The following is a 19,939-nucleotide window of genomic DNA, read 5'->3' as shown; positions in this document are numbered from 1 at the left end:
AAATTCCCAATCCTGATGGAATGTTCATGGTGAAAATCGTAAAAATACTCCAAACAGGTCCGGCATGGACACAGTTCAATTACATGATAGAGTACAATCCGATCAAAATTCCATCCATAGAAAATAATACGAACAACATAGACGATTCTTTGATGGAAGCGGTGTGATATCCGGTACAGCGACATGGCGGAAGCTCCCCTTATTTGGATCCTTATTCTAAGACACAAGGAGCTGGAGCCTATTTGACATTGATTCCAACATGTTAATGTACCCATTTGTAACAATGAACATTCGTTTTATCCTCTGTGGGGTGCAAATTGCCGATATTCGAAGCTCAAGTGAATAACAGTTTTATACTATTTTTCCTTTGAATTGTAGATATAAACAATCTGTGATCCATAGAAGATAAACCGATTTTTCATGGGTTGAAAAACAGATATATCCATACTTCTATTATTGGAGAATAGTATTACATATTTGATTGACGAGAAAATATTACCCGATAACAACTCAAGCAGGAAGACGGATAAAATATTTATTTAACAAACCTTCTTTGTAAAAACGCAAAAAGAACATAGGGTGTCTTTGTGCGGTATTGTTTTTATTATACTCCTCTTTCCATTCTCTTTCAATATTGATTTTCAATTAGACTTTAATATCATTTCTATTTTTTGGAAAAAAGCTCTGACGCGATAGTATGCTGCGATTTGGAACTGTCCATAGATGAAAAATTTTTTATATCGTTCATACGGAATTCTTATCGAAAAACAAAAGAACGTTCATGTTATGAAAGGATGGAAGTCTGTATTTCAAACCTCTTAACTCGGGTTTAAAAAGAAGCCTTTCCTGCGTTCACAATCCCGACTCCGATATGCAAGAATTTCCGGTCATATTGTCTTGTTTAAAGAATTGACAAAGGGGGAAATTTTGATATCATTGAAGCATTGAATGAATAAATCAAATAATATGGAGGTTAAAATGAAACAAAGGTGGAATAGGTTGCTGTCATTGCTTTTGATACTTGTGATGATGGCAGGATTTGCTCCGCAAAGCACATTTGCGAATGAGACGATCGAGGTGACTACTCAAGAGGAGCTTGCTGCGATCGGAAGCGGAAGCTATGTTTTGGCAAGGGACATTGTTTTGGATGAGAGTTGGGAGGCTATAAGCGATTTTGAAGGACAGCTTGATGGAAACGGAAAGACCGTCACAGCTGCCGGAGAGAGTTTGTTTTCCTATATCAACGAAGGAGCCCTCGTCAAAAACCTGATTGTTAGAGGAAGGGTTTCGGGCAATAAAAGCAAAGAACCCATCAAATTGGGAGGACTGGCGGAGGTCGTGAGAGGAAGGGTCCAAAATACCCTCATCGACATCGATCTGGTCCGTGATGCACTCTACGATTCCGTGGGAGGCGTGGCAGGATATGTAGATGGAGGACAGCTCGATACGGTTGTAGCGAACATTCGACTGACAACGGAACTTGAGGGGGAAGATGTCGACGATGAGAAGGTTTCGGGATTGGTTGGTGAACTTGAGTCGGGCTTAATAAACAATTCTTATTGGGTCGGTATTGAGCAGGGAGCTTATCTCTATGACGACGAAACTATGAAAGGCTCCGAAAAGATTGAAGAGACCGATCTGCAATCCGAAACTTTGAAAGCGAAGCTGAATGCAGGAGACAAAGAAGGTTATCTTCCTTGGGGGCTGAATGAAGACAGCTGGCTGGTACCCGGAGGCAAAAGAGAAGGGGAAGCAAGAGCACTTCTACAACGCCTTGTGGAAGATATGAGTAAAATCAATGCTTCCTTCTATACGCCGGAGAGTTTTCGGACATTTGAAGAAGAGTTGAACAAGGCGAAAGAGGTCCTATCACAGGATTCTTCTTCAGAGGATGAGATCAAAGCTGTGATGGAATCTTTGAAACAAGGCTTTGATCAACTTAGGCACCTTCCTCTGAACAAGGAGGAGTTGAGAGCGAAGGTAGAAGAGTGTAAGTCTTTGGAATTCAGCTTGTACGCGAAAGATTCCATCCTTAAGATGAAGGGATTGATCAAAAAAGCGGAACGGTTGCTCGAGAGCGAAACTGTGTTGCAAGAGGACTTGAACAGCACAAGGGAGGAACTGGAAGAACAGTTCTCGGCGATGGAAACCAGGGTAGTTCGCGGAGTCGATCTTTCGTCACATTCCGGAGAAGTGATTCCGGTCACCGATGTCGCACAGCTGAAGAACATGGAGGCGGATAAGGTCTACAGATTGGAAAGGGATCTTTCCATCTCTGCAGGCTGGTGGAATCCGCAGGAGATGAATGCCGTCTTTGACGGGAACGGTCATACGATCGAACTCGGTGCAGGCAGTTACTTCCCACTCTTTGATGTAATCGGAGAAAAAGGAGTAATTCAAAACCTGGGAATAAAAGGAAGCGTGAAATATAATTTTGAAGCGGGAGGTATTGCGGGGATTCACAAAGGGTTGATCATCAACTCCTATTCTCTGGCCGATATCGAAAGTACAAGAGGGGTAGCGGGAGGTTTGGTAGGTGTTCTTGACGGGGGGTCCATCATAAACAGCTATGTAAGTGCTCAGATAAAATCTCCGAGAGGATACGGAGCTCTCACAGGAAGAGTCGAATACGGATTAATCCAAAACAGTTATTGGAATGATAGGATGACGAGGGTCTCTTCCGATGAGGATACTCTGTTTTTAAAAGATTCTCAGGCAATGGCGCTTGAGGAGTTCAAAACCGCGGAGTTTATCAATCGTTTGAACCTGCAGCGTGCTCCCTACCTAAAATCATGGGGGAGACAGAGGCATACGGGTCTTCCCTATCATGGAGAAGATTTCGATTTTGAGGAGCAACAAGGCATTTTTGTCTATCCGGTAAAGTTTACTGATGTTTCGGGACGAAGCACGGTAATTGATCGAAAAGGAACGATTGATGTAAACTATATTTTGGGAGACAAAGATTTTCTTGTCGGGAAATTGGAGTTGGTAGGTTCCGACTTGAAAGAGGGAGAGGTTCGCTGGACGACTCTCGAGAACCACACTGAACATATAAAACCCGGCATAGAGAGCGGGGAGGTCTACTCTTACGGAGGAGGCACTACAACGGTCCAAGTATATAAACTCAATGCACAAAAAGAGCAGGGGGAGAAGATTGCAGAATTTGATCTGGTCGGAAAACTTCCCGAGATTGAAGATTTGCAGGTCTTTGTCGCGGACAAAGCACCGCAGCCCTCTCTTGAAGGGCTGCAAAACGTCGCTAAACAAAAGTTTGTCATAGAGGGAAGACAACATAAGGAACTGGTTTTTAAAGCCAAGTTCGAAGGCTCTTCTCAATATATCGATCTCAACGAGTATAATTTTGATTATCGTTATGACTATCGTTCGGAATCGGACAGGAAGAAGTTTAAGCATAACAGAGGAGAGTTTGTTTTTGAAGAACCGTATAAAACCAGGTTTTTTGCCCGTGTGGAAGATTTTGAAACCTATGTGGATTTGGAATCCGTCTATGTTCCGGTTCAAAGTATTCGACCGATCGGAGGAACCTATGAGGTTCATGCAAGAAACAGTATGAGCCTTAACTTTGATTTCATGCCTCTGACCGGTGCAGGGACCTTGTTGGGAGGAGATACCAATCAGGTTGTGGAAGTTGAACCGGCAAACGCATCCTATCATCACAAGTGGCAAATAAGCAGTACGGATCCTTCGATTGTAAATTATGTTCCTTATATTATCGTATCTCTTGTTCCGTACAAGGCGGGCGAAGTGGAGCTTACAGCCACTTCTTTGGATCCGAATATCGACAGTCCCATATCGGGAACATCAAAGGTGAAGATCGTCTACAAAAATCCTCTGCAAACCGTTGCTGTGACCAAGTCAAACTACCGTTTGAACGAGGAGGAAGAACTGCCTTTGGAGATGGAGCTGAAAGGTTCGAACCCGGAAGAAAAACACGTCAGCGAACCCAAGATTGAGTGGAAATATGAGGGTAGCGGAAAAGTGGAGATCCACACGAAACACAAGTATATCGATCAGGGAATAGGCAAGCCCTTTGTAGCCGATGACCGATATTATGTCAAAGCCATCCAAAAAGGTCGCGTTAAGGCGACGGGCTATCCGGTTGACAAAACCAATTCTCCGGAACCCATTGTACTCAACTTTGAAATAGGCTCCAATGACAGCCTTCCTGCTGTAAATGTCACCGAACTCGCTGAAAAAGGTCTGGAAGGTGGGAAAAATCATTTTCTCAAAAACTCTCTTCAGAAGGACTATCGTTTCGGTGATGAATGGGTCGTATTTGCGTTGTCCAGAAGCGGTCTTGAACTTGATCAAACAAAGAAGGAGGCATATATAAACTCCGTAAAAGAAGCCTATACAGTCTCAAACGAGTTCTACACGCAAAACCAAAAGCCTACAACGATTGCACGAACGATGATAGCTTTGGGTGCTCTCGGTATCGACCTCGGAGAGTTCCGAGAGTATGATTTTGTCGAAAAACTTCTCAACAACAAGGATATAGGAACAGGACTCAATGAGAGTGTCTATGCTCTGATTGCGATTGACACCAAGAACTATCCCGATCGGGGATATCGATGGGATCGCCAAAGTCTTGTCGATGAGATATTGAAATATCAACATCCTCAAACGGGAGGTTTCGGCTTATATGACAACAACAGCTCCGGACTTGATATGACGGCGATGGCATTGCAGGCTCTCAGGCGTTATACCTCGAGAGAAGAAGTTCGCAACGCAGTTGAAAAGGCACTGGAGTATTTAAAGAACAACTTGGATGCCGACATGGGTTACCAAAGCAGTGAAGCTGTTGCTCAAACGCTAATGGCACTGGCTGCACTTGAGAAGGATGTTCTCGATGACCGAAACGGCTTTTATCGAAACGAGCGAAAAAACATCGTTATAGCCTTGATGAACTTCTATGATGAAGAGGCAGGAGGATTTAAGCACGAGAAAAACTCACAATCCATCAACGATATTTCAACCGTTCAAGCCATGCAGGCCCTCAACGCCTACCTTCGTTACAAAGCGGGCAAACCGTTTATTTATGACTATTCGGATGTGTTTGAAAATACTCATGAAGAGGGGTTGACGACCATACGCTCCATCGTTCCGGTCAATCCTTTGAATGTTGAGGTGGGAACAGATCGTGAGGATGTGATCTCCAAACTTCCAATTCATACACTGATTGTAGACGATAAGGGAAGCATGCACAAGGTTGAGTTGCACTGGAATTTGAAAGATTACAACGGACAGCAGGAAGGAGAGTATGACGCCTTAGCCGCATTTGATCTGCCTCCGGAGGTAAGACAGTCCACTCCTTCTATGGAGCTGATCGTCAAGACGAAGGTCTTTGTAACAGTTCCTTCCTCTTCACAAGATATGACCGTGTATTTTACACTCCATGCTATGGAAATAGGAGGGAACAACGAGCTTATCTGGATACCGAGACAGGAGGTCACAGTTCCTGAACATAGCACGGTATATACGGTTTTTGATAAGGTTCTTGGAGAACATTCCATCTCTTATATCAATAAGGGGAACTATATTTCTTCAATCCGATCTCCTTACGATGGTCAGTGGTTGTCCGAATTTACCAATGGGAAGAACAGCGGGTGGATGTATAAGGTCAATGGAGAACATGTCAACTACGGTCTGGAAGAATATGTGCTTAAAGACAGAGATGAGGTCGTCTGGCATTACACCAACGATTATACCCAACTCTTTGAGACACGGACTCAAAACGAAGGTGCTGTTGTAGGATCCAAGTCGATCTCTGGGGAGGTAAAGATACGTCCCATCCTTCGAGGCGCCTTGGCGGAGGCAGATATTGACTCATCCTCTCTAAACGAGATTGACAGACTGTTGTCTGCAAGTACAAGCAAGGTTCTGACCTTCGATCTCAAGAGCGGCAAGGCGGTTGATCAAAGTGTAGTAAGGATAGCCAAGGTTGTGACGGATAAGCTTCGATCCGAGGAGAAGTTTAGCCTCAACCTCAAGACGGATTTGTTGGAGGTGCAGTTCGACCGAAACGCAATCAAAACCGTTTGGGAAGAGCAGAAAACAAACCAAGGAAGCTTTGAAATTTCGATAAAACGTATTGAGAACCTTCACAAGGAGGCTCCGGTAAAAATTTCTTCCAAGTCGGAGGAATCGCTCCGACACTTGATCGGAAGAAGGCCTGTACTTGAACTCAAAACGAAGATTGCAGAAAAAGAGATCTCGAATTATCGTCAAGGAAGAATGAGGATACACATCCCCTACACACTTCAGATCGGAGAAGAAAAAGATGATCTCAAGGTTTACAAGATAGGCTCAAGCGGTGAAGTATCTTCTGTGGACAATGTATCCTACGATGCGCTTGCAGGGGTTATGAGTTTTGAGACGGGAGAAACGGGAGTGTATGCGATCGGCATTGAGCAGACTTTGAAAAAGAGTGCTTTCTTCGTAGATGTCGATCAGGGTAAGTGGTATGCTCCCGCAATCGAAGCCCTCTTTGAAAGAGGCGTGATTTCGGGTAGGGGAGAGAGCAGGTTCTATCCGGATGAAAACATCAGCCGTGCGGAATTTATCACCTTGTTAGCGAAGTATAGCGGAGAGAAGACTCAACAGAGCAGTGCGATGTTTGAGGATGTCAGGAAGGGAGAATGGTACTATCCCTATGTGATATGGGCTCAAGAAAAAGGTTTTGTTACAGGTTATAGAAATCAATTCAGACCGAACGATCCGATTAACCGAGAAGAGATGGCCGTGATTTTAAAAAACTTCTATCATCAAGACGGAACTGCTGAAATCACAGATGCAAGTTTCGAAGATGAAAAAGACATCAGTCCGTGGGCGAGGGATGCAGTGGATATGATGAAGAACACAGGAGTTATTTCAGGTGATGAAAAACACAGATTTATGCCCAAACAACATGCAAGCAGAGCGGAAGCGGCTCAAATGCTCTATAAACTGTTTCAAGAAAAGAGATAGTTAGGATGATGTATGGAGACTTTCTGCCTCCATAGATTTAAATGCTATGCCTCTTGTATGATACAGAACTTATTTTTATATCGCAAAAACCCCATTGGCTTTGAAAGCAACGTTCTTTCACCTTGATGGGGTTTTTGTATTGTGTTAGAATAAAGAAACAATAGGATAAAAATGAGAAGCTATATCATTCTCTGATGGTAATATGGAAGGGGCGTTTTACAGGCACAACAAATCATCTTCTCATACTACTATTCCTTTGAATGGTGGATACAACGATTTGTACTCCATAGAAGAGAAAACAACTTTTCGTGGTTGCAAAACAAATATAACAACACTTCTATCGAAGAATAGTATCAGGTATTGTGTCAAAGAAAACGCTTTATACAGAGCGGAGCCATGATCAAAGGATGGGCAATTCAAATAAGTATTAGTTGTAAGTAGCGTAAGTATTCAATGTTCGGATACCGTTTCAGAAGTTACTGCGAATAATCCGAGATAAGTAATAGGGAGAACATTTCAGGGATCGTGCTCCGGGAGAAATCTTTAGAGGGGGAGAAGAAGATATGAAGCTGAAACGCGAATTCTATATGCAGGATACAGAAATCGTGGCGAGGGAACTGATCGGCAAGGTACTTGTCCATAAACTCGAAGAAACTTTCATAAAAGGAAGGATCGTGGAAACGGAAGCATATTTGGGCCTCTGGGACAAGGCGGCTCACAGTTACGGGGGCAGAAGGACGGAGCGTACCCGGACGATGTTTGCTCAAGGGGGAATAGCCTATGTGTACTTTATCTACGGGATGTACTATTGTTTCAATGTGGTCACTCGGGAAGAGGAAGTGCCGGAAGCGGTTTTGATAAGAGGGATCGAGCCTTTGGAGGACAGCCTTGAACAGATGTCCCTGCTTCGATACAAGAAAACTTGGAAGGAGCTTACGGCTCTACAAAGGAAAAATCTAAGCAACGGCCCCGGAAAGATGGCGATGGCCTTCGGGTTGGATAAGTCGTGCAATGCCCTTGATCTTTTGGGAGAAGAACTGTATATTGAAGAGGGAGAAGTTGAAGGGAGGATCCTGACTTCGAGGCGGATCGGGATCGACTATGCCGAGGAGGCGAGGGATTGGGCACTGCGTTTTTATTTGGAAGGCAGTTGCGGTGTTTCTCCCGTTAAGAAACGTGGATTTTGAGATGATACGAAAAAGGAAGCGGATGTTACATACAACATGGTGTAACATCCGCCGGATACCTTCTGTAACTGCTTTACTTCACTTGGACACTTTGGGGTGGGGTGCCTAACATTGAAAAGCTCCTTATATAATATACTATATATATGAATGCTGTTATTCCCCATGATATGGGATAACAGGCTAGTACCGTTATAAGAGTAGGGTTAAACGGAACGATGAACAAAACCCACAGAACCCTTGAAATACAGGTTCCTAAAAGAGTTATGATCATAGGTCTGAACGTATCTCCTGTTCCTCGTATTGCTCCGGGTAAGACATCGCAAAATACATAAATGAGATATAGCGGAGCAATGAAGTGCATGATTTGAGAAACGATGGAAATCACATGTTCATCATCAACAAGAAATCTTGCGAAGACTTCATTTTGAAAATACAAAATCCAACTTACTGTCGCTATTGCTGTTAATGCCATAATCAAACCCGCTCGCACACCTCTTCTTGCACGTCGGTACTTTTGTGCACCGTAATTTTGAGCGACAAAAGTCGATACCGAAACACAGAAAGCATCGGATATAGCCCATATAAGAAAATCTAATTTTCCACAAACTGCCCAGGCGGCAATGCTATCAACTCCTATATCATTTATGCCTCTTTGAACTATGGTATTGGAGAGCGGATACAAAGCGGATTGTGTTCCGATAGGTAAGCCCAACTTAAAGATTTCTAATACATGTATTTTATAAAATCTCAGATTTTTAAAACGTATGTTGCAAGGCAGTTTGGTCTTTGTCAATGAGGCTACAACCAAAACGGCACTTAAACACTGAGACAAAACAGTAGCGATAGCTGCTCCGACAACACCTGATCGGAGCAATACTACAAAGATCAAATCCAATAGGATATTAACAATATTGGCTGCGATCAAAATATAAAAAGGTGTTTTAGAATTCCCAAGTGCCCGTAATATACCTGCCCCCATATTATAGAGCATGGATGCGACTATTCCCGAAAAATAAATGAGGATATAGTGTTGGGCAGTTTTTACAATTTCGTCGGGAACATGAATGGCTTTTATAGCAAACGGAGACACAATGCAACCGATTACAGTTAATACCGCTCCTCCTGCAAAAGCGAACAACATGGCATTATGACTTGCATCAGACACCTCTTTATTCTTTTTTGCACCATAATATTGAGAAATAATGATCGTTGCGCCTGATGCAAGTCCGGCAAAAAAATTGATCGGCATTTTCGTTAATGTGAATACGGATTCTATGGCGGCTAACGCTTCTTTTCCGGCAAATCTTCCGATAATAATTGCATCTGCAGTCGTATAGAGCGACTGAAACAAAGTTCCCAGAAAAATCGGCATCGCAAATTGCAACATGATTTTCCAAGTGTTTCCCTGTGTTAAATAATATTTTTGTAGATTGTTTTTTCTATCCATACAGTATACTGCTCCAAGTTATTTTTTGCAGGTTATGCGTATTATCCGATTAACATGTCTCCCCGAAGAAGCGATACAACCGCTTTGAATGTTTATAAGGCGTGGAATATAGGCTATATATTCCGCTAACCCAAACTTTATAAACGTAAAATTTGAACGCTTATCCGTACATCATCGCTACTATCCATACATCATCGCTACCTGTCGTTGTTCATTTTTTATAAGATAAAAATATTTTTTCGAGATCTTTAGACATAGCGTTCCGTTTTTCAAACGGGAACGAGCATCAACCTTCGTAGAAGGCTTTGAGGTACATTTCTTTCATTTCGCTCATCAGAGGATATCTTGGATTTGCAGGCGTACACTGGTCGTTAAATGCATTTTCGACCATTTCATCCAAAGTTCTCAGGAAGTCTTGTTCGTCCACTCCGTATTCCTTGATGGTACGCTTGATACCCACCTTTGCCTTCAGTTCGGCAATTGCTTGAATGAAGTTTTCAAAGATCTCATCTTCATTTTTTCCTGAAATTCCTATAAATTTTGCCATTTCACAGTATCTTCCTTTTGCCTTCGGATAAGGATATTGGGGGAAGGTTCCCATTTTTTTGGGAGCCGGATCGGCATTGTAACGCATAACGTGCTCAATCAGAAGGGCATTTGCGATACCGTGAGGAAGGTGATGGTAGGCTCCGAGTTTGTGGGCCATGGAGTGACAGATTCCCAAGAAGGCATTGGCAAAGGCCATACCTGCCAAGGTGGACGCATTCCCCATTTTTTCTCTTGCAAAGGGATCTCCTGCTCCGTTTTCGTAAGCGGAAGGCAAATAAGTGAAGATAAGTTTGGTCGCAATCAAAGCCATACCGTCCGTGAAGTCAGTTGCCATAATGGAGGCATACGCTTCCAAGGAGTGGGTCAGAGCATCGATACCGGAGGCACTGGTCAAGCCTTTGGGTTGATTCATCATATTATCGGCATCGATAATCGCCATATTCGGCAGAAGTTCATAGTCGGCAATCGGCCATTTTGTTCCCGTATCCGCATCGGTAATGATGGCGAACGGAGTGACTTCGGAACCGGTACCGGAAGAGGTCGGGATGGAGACCATCATGGCCTTTTCTCCCATCTTCGGGAAGGTATATACTCTTTTACGAATATCCATAAAATCCATTGCCAAGTCTTCAAATTCACACTCCGGATGTTCGTACATCATCCACATGATTTTTGCCGCATCCATTGCGGATCCTCCTCCGAGTGCAATGATGGTGTCCGGTTCAAAGGCATTGAGGGCTTCCAGTCCTTTTTTTGCACATTGAAGGGTGGGGTCAGGTGTGACTTCGAAGAAACATTCATAGCGGATCCCCATTTCGTCCAGACGGTCGGTGATCGGCTTTGTATATCCGTTTGCAAACAGGAAGGTGTCGGTTACGATAAAGGCTTTTTTCTTATCGTAAACATGCTTGAGTTCGTTGAGCGCAACGGGCAGGCAACCTTTTTTGAAATACACTTTCTGAGGTGCTCTGAACCACAACATATTTTCTCTCCTTTCAGCGACTGTTTTCAGGTTCAACAGGTGTTTGATCCCTACGTTCTCCGATACGGAGTTTCCGCCGTAAGAACCGCAACCGAGTGTCAGTGAAGGAGCAAGTTTGAAATTGTACAGGTCCCCGATACCGCCTTGAGAGGAAGGAGTGTTTACCAAGATACGGCAGGTTTTCATACGATGAGCGAATTTATCGAGTTTCTCGCTTTCCAAGGTGTTGATATATAGGGAAGCGGTATGTCCGTATCCTCCGTCCCGAACAAGTTTATCCGCCATATCCAAGGCGGTATCGAAATCTTTTGCCTTGTAGAGGGCAAGAACGGGAGAGAGTTTTTCGTGAGCAAACGGCTCGGAAGGTTCTACGGAAGACACTTCTCCTATCAAGATCTTTGTATCTTCAGGCACCTGTACGCCTGCCATCTGTGCGATCTTATAGGCAGGCTGACCTACGATCTTCGGATCGACGGTTCCTGCGGGAGTAAGAAGGATGCTTCCTACTTTTTTGATTTCCTCTTTTTTCAACAGATAACAGCCACGTTTTGCAAATTCTTTTTTTACATTGTCATAGATGTCTTCCAAAGCTGTTACGGATTGTTCCGAAGAACAAATCATTCCATTGTCAAAGGTCTTTGAGTGGATGACGGAATATACAGCTGTTTGAATGTCACAGCTGCTGTCCATAACAACGGGTACGTTTCCCGGACCTACACCGATGGCGGGCTTGCCTGAGGAGTAAGCGGCCTTCACCATTCCGGGGCCACCGGTAGCCAAAATAACGTCTATGGACTTCATCAACTCGTTGGAAAGTTCAATTGAAGGTTCATCGATCCAGCCTATAATCCCTTCGGGAGCTCCCGCCTTTACTGCCGCCTCCAAGACGACTTTAGCGGCAGCGATCGTACATTTCTTAGCGCGGGGGTGGGGGCTGATCATGATGGAATTTCTGGTTTTTAAGCAAATTAAGCATTTAAAAATTGCAGTGGATGTGGGATTTGTGGTGGGGATGACCGCGCCTACCACTCCGACAGGCTCAGCTACTCTTTTGTAACCGTAAGCGGTATCGACTTCGACGACACCGCAAGTTTTTGCCCTCTTATAGGCATTGTAAGTATATTCCGCTGCATAGTGGTTTTTGATGACCTTATCTTCAACCACACCCATTCCGGTTTCTTCGCAGGCCATCTGTGCCAAAGGAATACGTTGTTTGTTCGCGGCCATCGCCGCATGGAAAAAGATCTTGTCAACCTGTTCCTGGCTATAGGAAGCAAACTCTTCCTGTGCCTTTCTCATAGCTGCGATCTTTTTCTGCAATGCTTCCACGGTAAGTTCCGGCTCTACCGCTTTTGTCTCGATTTTCTTAGCCATAGCAAACGCTCCTTTCCAAATACATCAGATAAGATTCCGTATATAAAAAGCCCCTTGACATTACATTTCGATATGAGAACCCGCACAAAGGAAACACTCGTCCGGTGTCTGTCATATACCCTTGCCTGCTCTACTGTTTGAGGATGAACTCCGGGAGCTTCGTGTCATGGGATCCTTTTCACCTGTTCTGAGAACAGTATTGGGATCGGCACAAGGCAAGTTTTTCGTATAGATCTGTATGTTGTTACAAAAATACAGTATAGGACGAATGAAGAGGTTGTTTTATAGGGGAAGTTTTTGTCCTGCACAAAGAAAAGTTTTTGAGACAAACTCTGTTCGTACCGTTATCCGATTGAAACTTCGCCTATAGACAATACAGTTTCCGGTGCTGTCCGGATTCACAAGGCAAAGACTTACAAGGATAATCGTAAAAAAGCCTAATTCGGTCTGTAAGAAATTTTTTTCTTAGGCTTGATCTCATACTATTTTCTTTTTACGCGATCATGTTATACGAATCGTGTATTACCGCCAATCAAATGTAGCACTATATACATGAGGCTTCAAATAGTATTTGTAAACTGTATTTTGTTATGAAAATGGGTAGAAAGAAAAACTATGCTTGTGTCATTGGATAGAAGGTCCGTGTTGAGGAGGGTTCGTACAACCAAGAGGTCTTTTTATCGAAGTGTTGTTAGAATATCAGGCTCGAAATGATTAGTTAAGCACAGTATAACAGAATTTTCTTAAAATATCAATATTAAAAAATTAAAAAATAAGTCAATTAAAAGAAGGAGATTTTTTGTTAAGTCCGACAAGGCAAACAGGCATTGAAATAAACTATTTGGGGGATACCTTTCGGTTCGGGAGTTGACAAAAGAATAAAAAATAGATATAGTAAGTCGGGATAAAAAACGGATAGGTTATATCAAAACAGAGTAGGCAAGATGCGTTAAGTGTTCGCAAATGGGATGTTGTTGCGAAACGAAGTGAGGATTCACGCGACTGATTGCCGCTTCCGCTGTGGCTTATTGCGGGAGGCACTGTTTGAGGTGCTTTTTTATTTTGCTTAAATTTAGGAGGTGTTGCCCGTGAAAAAAATCAAACCTTTTCACTTAATCGTTATTACGCTCGTATCCGTGGTTATTGCATTATGGAATCCTTTGGAGATGGAAAAAAATCAAACTCTTCTTTTTTCCACCTTGGTATTTACAGTGGGTCTGTGGGCTACGGAGGCAGTCCATAAGAGTATTGCCTGCGTCTTTTTGCTTCTGTCCTTTGCCTTGTTCGGTAAAACGAAGATGACGGAGATTTTGAGCTTTGCCTGGTCGGATACCTTGTTGCTCATTGTTACAACGACTTTCTTGTCGGTGGGGATTATGAAGACGGGGGTTGTGCACCGATATGTAGAGAGTCTGTTTCGTAAGAACTCGTCTAATATCTTCAAGCTTTTGATCTTACCCTATCTTTTCGGAGTAGTTTTGGTCTTTCTCATTCCTCAGGCTTTTGCACGGGTGATCATCATAGGGGCGATTCTGAACAGTCTTCTTACAGCACAAACACAGGAAGAACAGAGGGCGAAACAGGTCCTGATCTTCAACGGTTTTATGGGAATCACGATGACCTACATGTTCTTCAACAACGGGGACATCGTGCTCAATCAGGCTGCGATCCGCTTTGCAGGAGAGGAGGTCAAGCAGATATTGACATTTCAGCACTGGCTTCTGCTGATGGCTCCACCCTCTTTGATCGCTTCGCTCGTTGTTCTTCTTCTGATCTATCTCATATTTCGACAGGATCTTTCCGGATTTCATTCGGGAATGATCGCCAAAGATGCCTATGAGAACAGTGAGGTTTCAAAAGAGAAGCAACGCATTACGTTGATTACTATGGTTGTGATCATCCTCCTTTGGATGACTCAGAGCCTTCATCAGATCAGTCCTTGGATTCCCGCTTTGGCAGGAACTGTGGTCCTATTCGGGATCAAGGTTTTGAATAGGGAGGATCTGAAGGCGGTAAATCCACATTTTCTTTTGTTTTTGCTGACGGTGTTCAGCATAGGTAAGGTGCTTGGACAAAGCGGGATCACACAGATCATTTTTGAGAACCTCAATGCATTGATCCCTCAGGCGGATTCTTCCCTGTATCTTTTAGTGATAGCGGCGGTTGTTATGGTTCTCCACCTTTGTATCGGTTCATCGGTCGCTACGATGTCTGTGGTACTCCCGATCCTCATTCCGTTGACCCGAAGCTTCGGCTATCGTTCCGAGGTGGTGACTCTTATGATATATCTCATTGTTAACGTCCACTTCCTCTTGCCCTTCCATCACGCTACCGTTATGATAGGGACGGCAAAGGAATATTATCCGGAGAGGGATATGTTCCGCTTCGGTGCAGTTATGACAGTAGTGACCTTTGTTTTGTTGTATGGTCTTTATTTCCCGTGGTGGAAGTTGATGGAGGTGTTATAAGGGGCTTTAGCCGATCTCCTTCTATCGACATCTGTATTCATTGATGGAACAAGGCTGAGAGCCATGGCGTTCCTGAAAGTTTTTGAAAGTTCGGTACAGGGAGGAGATCTTTATCGGTATCTTAAGGAAGATGATAGGATGAAGAAAGGAGAAGAATGATGAACGAGAAAGTATTTCGATATAAAGATAGGGTGTTGAAGAGTGGAAGAGAGACGCTCTTGTGTGGGATCATCAACATAACACCGGACTCTTTTTCGGACGGTGGAAAGTATTATGCGGTGGATGCAGCCTTAAGAAGGGCAGAGGAACTTGCTTTGGAAGGGGCGGGGATGCTTGACATCGGCGGAGAATCAACGAGACCCGGAAGCAGCTATGTAGAGATCGAAGAAGAAATCCGAAGGGTCGTTCCCGTCATTGAGGCGATAAAGAGCAGGTTCGATCTTCCTCTTTCCATCGACACTTGGAAGGCGGAGGTTGCCAAAGAAGCTCTTGAAGCGGGGGCCGATATCGTCAACGATATTACCGGATTTTTGGGAGATGAAAAGATGGCAGAGGTCGTTGGAGCTTCAGATGCCGGAGCTATTTTGATGTTTAACCCCGTCATCGCAAGGCCGGAGCATCAGGGATCCAAGATTTTTCCTACCTTCGGGGAGAAGAATCCGTTTACGGCACAGGAACTTTCGGAGTTTGAGGCTTTGGACATCATAACTTTGATGAAAAAGTATTTTGAAAAGAGTTTGGAACGAGCATTTAAGAGCGGGATCTCTCGTGAAAGACTTATGTTGGATCCGGGGATCGGTTTCGGACTTACCAAGAGGGAGAACCTTATCCTGATCAAGGATGATACCATCTCAAAGATGGGTTACTGTACTTTCTTGGGAGTCTCCCGCAAGAGATTTATCAGCAACATCCTGGAGGAGAACGGATTTGAGGTCGATCCTCAGAAAAGGGAAGGACTGGAAAATCGCGACGAGGCCTCGGCAAAACTCAGTGCGATTGCTGCCTTCAAAGGAGTTGAAATTCTCCGTGTACACACGGTAAGAAAGCATTTGATGGCGACGAAGATCGCAGATTCTCTTCGACTTGCCCATGAAATGGAAGATATCAATTTTCAGTCATATAAAAAATAAAAAAATCCGTTTCCTCTTCCGATTAGGGAGGGGGAACGGATTTTTTGTTCAGATGGGATCCTATGTTTGAAGAGATACGGATCAGCTTCTTATGCTATTATTCGTTGAGCTGCTGATATCAAGGTCCTTATTCGACGGCAAATAAAAAAGTCTTGTATTTGTGAGTGTAGATATAACCTCATCTCTATTGGACAGTAGTATTATCCGAGGGTGGAGTCTGTTCTCGATTCGTCTGAAATTCAGGTGCAGAAGTTTCTTGAAGCTTCTTCCATAACTTCCGTATCGGTTTGTTGAGTATGGGATGGATGAAGTGAGGAGCAATTTCGTTCATCGGTTCAAGCACAAAATCTCTCTCTTCTACATAGGGATGAGGGAGGATGAGCTCCTTCGTATAACTTTTGATATCGTCAAAGAAGAGGATATCGATATCGACAGTCCTGGGTCCCCAGTGTATCTTGCGTTCCCTACCCAATTCCAACTCTATGTTTTGGAGTTTCCGAAGTAACTCCATGGCCTCATAAGAAGTTTGCACTTCGACGACCTGATTTAAAAAATCCGGCTGCTCGGTCCTGCCCCAAGCCTTGGTACGGTAGAGGGAGGAGGCTTGTAGGAGGGTCGTATATTCGTCTTGGATCCTTTGTATGGCGGTATTAAGGAAGGCTTCGGAATCCCCCATATTTGAGCCTAGGCCCAAGAAGGCTCGATGTCTTTTTCTGCTCACTTCCACGCAGACCGTATCGAGGGGGAGGTGTACGGGTGCCCATGGTTTTTTGACCCTTACAAAAACTTCTTCGACGAGGGGGTAGGTCTTCAGGATGAATTGAGCGACTTCTTCTGCACAGGTTTCGATCAGATCATGAGACCTCGAGCGAAACAAACGCTCCACCTCTTGAGAGAGCAAACCGTAGTGTACGGAGCTCTCGAGGTCATTGTGCAAGGCTGCATGTTGGGTGCTGAGACCGAGCCTTATGTCCAACAGGAACTTCTGACCTAGGCGTTTTTCCTCTTCGAAGACACCGTGGTTTGCAAAGATGAGCAGATCGGAGATAGAAATATAGTCCATATCGTTCCTCCTTAAGGTTTTGCTGTTTTTTGTACCGAGATCGTTCCTTGCAGTTTGTCGGTGCAATGGCACGTTGAAATTCACAGTAATCTCGACTTTGGTATGAACTCTTTTGGTTTATAACGAAGACGGGAAATGAAGATAAATATCCATATGTCAACATACCGGTTCAGGATTTATTGTATCGCTTGCAGAAACGGTATTTTTATCGGCTCATACGATCAATATTTCAACTCATTATTTTTCTTTTGCTCACTCCAGTAGCAGGTTTCATAGGCCTTGCAGTTGAAACAGTCTCTTGAGAGCTTATCGGCACGGGAGAAGAGAGAAGGAAAGTCCGAGTCCGTCGAAACGCTTCGATGTCCCTTGATCGCTGACAAGATCAACTCTCTGTCCGACTGTGAAAAGTCCGTATGATCAAAGGCCTTTAAAGCAAGGTGATAGGAAGCCTCCTCGTGGGGGATCCCGTTTTGTATCTGTTCTTCTCGTCCAAGATCGTGAAGGATTGCAGCTGTGTAGATGACATCCTTGTTGATGTTCAGGCCGTTCTCCAAACAAAGGATGTAGCAGATTCTAGCGACGTCGAAGAAATGAGACAGATCGTGCCTACAATAGATTCTCTCATCCTCAAGCTTCTTGAGATTGTTCAGGGCAGCTTGTACAAAATCGAGGTTTAAGATAATGTTGGTATTAGATAACATCATCGGTTCAGCCCCATCAGGCGATAGGCTTCATCACGCAGGTTCAAATCGGTTTCGAAGACACCTCGACTGATTGAAGTCACCGTTGAGGTCCCCGGGCGTCTTACTCCTCTCATATTCATACACATATGCTCCGCCTCGACAACGACGAGGGCTCCCTTTGCATCCAAAAACTCCATGATGGCATCGGCAATCTCAAGGTTCAACCTCTCCTGGAGTTGGGGTTTTCTCGCATAGACATCCACGGTTCTAGCGAGTTTGGACAGACCCGCCACTCGACCGTCAGGCATATAGGCGATGTGAACCTTACCCCAAAACGGGAGAAGGTGGTGTTCACACATCGAATAAAAATTGATATCTTTCTCAATGACCATGCTTCCGTCGACCAATTCAAAGGTTTTTGACAGGTGCTCCTGAGCCGTTTGACCCAGACCGCTGAAGATTTCTTCATACATCCGCGCTACCCTCTGAGGAGTTTCCAAAAGTCCTTCTCTTGTCGGATCTTCCCCGATTGCTTCGATCATCATACTCACTGCCTGTTCTATTTTTTTCTTATTCATTCCTGCACCTCTCTCATGTGTATTTTACCTACAAACACTCCGCGAGGGAGAGTTTGAATTGTATTAGCGGAAAACCCGGCATAGTTCTCTTCCGGCGAATTTTTATCCCGAACTTTGGATATCCGTAGATCCTATATAATGAAAAAAGAATTCTCTTATCCGATCCGGAGATTTTTCCTGAATAAATCTATGGAGGAATATCAGGTGTGAAGCCGTCTGAACAAAAGCGTTATCATGCACATTTGCCTATACAGCGTGGGTTCCTTCTTACTCTATACCCCAAAATCTTAGGTGAAATCAAAGGGCGGTCGGATCGTATCCGAAAAAGGGAACTTTGAGAAAATCCTTCTTTCGGCACAAAAATAAAAAAGATACGTCGCAACGCATCTTAAAAAAATGGAGCTGCTAACCGGATTTGAACCGGTGACCTCCGCCTTACCAAGGCGACGCTCTACCTCCTGAGCCATAGCAGCATAGTATGAATAAACCTTGTAATCAAACTTACTTTTACTATTATATAGAAATTAGAGAATTTGTCAATGTATTTTGAAAAAAATATGGAAAAAATGTAAGTCCTCACGAAAAATCGATTTTTGTATGTTTTTTGCCTTTGGAGCAGAAATAATTTTTTCGATGTATGCCCAAAAATAAACAGGCGGATTAAGGCCAATCAATTGACAAAAGAAAGACATTCATATAAAATGAACGATATAGGTAGGTGCTGACTTATGCAACAAGCTACTCATGATACCCATATCCTGAGATTATGATGATTATGCAAAAAACAGGTGGAAATGAGACATTGCAAGCAGAAGGAGAATTTACTCACTACCGTATAGCTTCATTTTATTATTAGGAGGATACAAAAATGGGAAAAGCAAAATTTGAAAGAAGTAAACCACACGTAAACATTGGAACCATCGGCCACGTTGACCATGGAAAAACAACTTTGACAGCGGCAATCACCAAAACATTGCACGAAAGATACCAATTAGGAGAAGCAGTAGCATTTGACAACATCGACAAAGCACCGGAAGAAAGAGAAAGAGGAATCACCATCTCGACCTCTCACGTAGAGTACGAGACCCCCAACAGACACTACGCACACGTAGACTGCCCGGGCCACGCCGACTATGTAAAGAACATGATCACGGGAGCGGCACAGATGGACGGAGCGATCCTTGTAGTAAGTGCAGCGGACGGTCCGATGCCTCAAACAAGAGAGCACATCCTCTTGTCCAGACAGGTAGGAGTACCCTACATCGTAGTTTTCCTAAACAAATGCGACATGGTAGATGACGAAGAACTTCTTGAGCTTGTAGAGATGGAAGTAAGAGATTTGTTGAACGAGTATGAATTTCCGGGAGATGACACACCGATCGTAAGAGGATCTGCGCTAAAAGCATTGGAAGATCCTTCCGGCAACTGGGGAGATGCGATTCTTGAACTGTTCAACCAAGTAGACGGCTACATTCCGGAGCCTACCAGAGA

Annotated in this window: 10 protein-coding genes, 1 tRNA gene and 1 riboswitch; of the genes, 5 read left to right on the top strand and 6 right to left on the bottom strand. The window is 43.8% G+C overall.

The features are described from left to right. Positions 1-978 precede the first annotated feature (978 nt). Both ACFO4R_RS11315 and ACFO4R_RS11310 read left to right on the top strand, forming a co-directional pair. Positions 979-6,987 carry an S-layer homology domain-containing protein gene (locus ACFO4R_RS11315; protein ID WP_379789269.1) on the top strand — a complete coding sequence of 2,003 codons (6,009 nt, stop codon included), beginning with the start codon at positions 979-981 and terminating at the stop codon, positions 6,985-6,987. A gap of 563 nt (positions 6,988-7,550) precedes the next feature. Beyond that, positions 7,551-8,174 (top strand): DNA-3-methyladenine glycosylase, encoded by a 624-nt coding sequence (locus tag ACFO4R_RS11310; RefSeq protein ID WP_379789268.1) that lies wholly within the window; start codon positions 7,551-7,553, stop codon positions 8,172-8,174. Positions 8,175-8,247: 73 nt separating this feature from the next. On the opposite strand, the gene ACFO4R_RS11305 is transcribed toward ACFO4R_RS11310, so the two are convergent. Further along, positions 8,248-9,621, bottom strand: coding sequence for an MATE family efflux transporter (locus ACFO4R_RS11305; protein WP_379789266.1), 1,374 nt, complete (start codon positions 9,619-9,621; stop codon positions 8,248-8,250). A 286-nt stretch (positions 9,622-9,907) separates the two neighbouring features. Beyond that, positions 9,908-12,526, bottom strand: coding sequence for a bifunctional acetaldehyde-CoA/alcohol dehydrogenase (adhE, locus tag ACFO4R_RS11300; protein WP_379789265.1), 2,619 nt, complete (start codon positions 12,524-12,526; stop codon positions 9,908-9,910). A 929-nt stretch (positions 12,527-13,455) separates the two neighbouring features. Next, positions 13,456-13,549: riboswitch (THF riboswitch) on the top strand. Positions 13,550-13,614: 65 nt separating this feature from the next. Here adhE and ACFO4R_RS11295 point away from each other — a divergent pair. Together ACFO4R_RS11295 and folP are read left to right on the top strand one after the other, a co-directional pair. Then, positions 13,615-14,994 carry an SLC13 family permease gene (locus ACFO4R_RS11295; protein ID WP_379789264.1) on the top strand — a complete coding sequence of 460 codons (1,380 nt, stop codon included), beginning with the start codon at positions 13,615-13,617 and terminating at the stop codon, positions 14,992-14,994. Between the two features lie 158 nt (positions 14,995-15,152). Then, positions 15,153-16,124, top strand: a complete 972-nt coding sequence (gene folP, locus ACFO4R_RS11290) for a dihydropteroate synthase (RefSeq protein WP_379789263.1) — start codon at positions 15,153-15,155, stop codon at positions 16,122-16,124. A gap of 184 nt (positions 16,125-16,308) precedes the next feature. On the opposite strand, the gene folK is transcribed toward folP, so the two are convergent. From folK to ACFO4R_RS11270, 4 genes are all read right to left on the bottom strand, one after another. Continuing rightward, a complete protein-coding gene (gene folK, locus ACFO4R_RS11285) occupies positions 16,309-17,187 on the bottom strand; it encodes a 2-amino-4-hydroxy-6-hydroxymethyldihydropteridine diphosphokinase (RefSeq protein ID WP_379789262.1) in 879 nt (292 codons plus the stop codon). A gap of 221 nt (positions 17,188-17,408) precedes the next feature. Further along, positions 17,409-17,891 (bottom strand): HD domain-containing protein, encoded by a 483-nt coding sequence (locus tag ACFO4R_RS11280; protein ID WP_379789261.1) that lies wholly within the window; start codon positions 17,889-17,891, stop codon positions 17,409-17,411. Next, positions 17,888-18,448, bottom strand: coding sequence for a GTP cyclohydrolase I FolE (gene folE, locus ACFO4R_RS11275; protein ID WP_379789259.1), 561 nt, complete (start codon positions 18,446-18,448; stop codon positions 17,888-17,890). The genes ACFO4R_RS11280 and folE overlap by 4 nt, the downstream gene beginning before the upstream one ends. A gap of 397 nt (positions 18,449-18,845) precedes the next feature. Next, positions 18,846-18,921 (bottom strand) — tRNA-Thr (locus ACFO4R_RS11270). A 395-nt stretch (positions 18,922-19,316) separates the two neighbouring features. Between ACFO4R_RS11270 and ACFO4R_RS11265 the strand changes: the two genes are divergently transcribed. Beyond that, the coding region (locus tag ACFO4R_RS11265; protein ID WP_379789257.1) for a GTP-binding protein at positions 19,317-19,939 on the top strand (623 nt) is incomplete at its 3' end.

Source organism: Filifactor villosus (genome assembly GCF_042652965.1).
Taxonomy (GTDB): Bacteria; Bacillota; Clostridia; order Peptostreptococcales; family Filifactoraceae; genus Filifactor; species Filifactor villosus.
The sequence above is the reverse complement of the archived record's forward strand: the minus strand, read 5'-3'. Positions and strand labels throughout refer to the sequence as shown.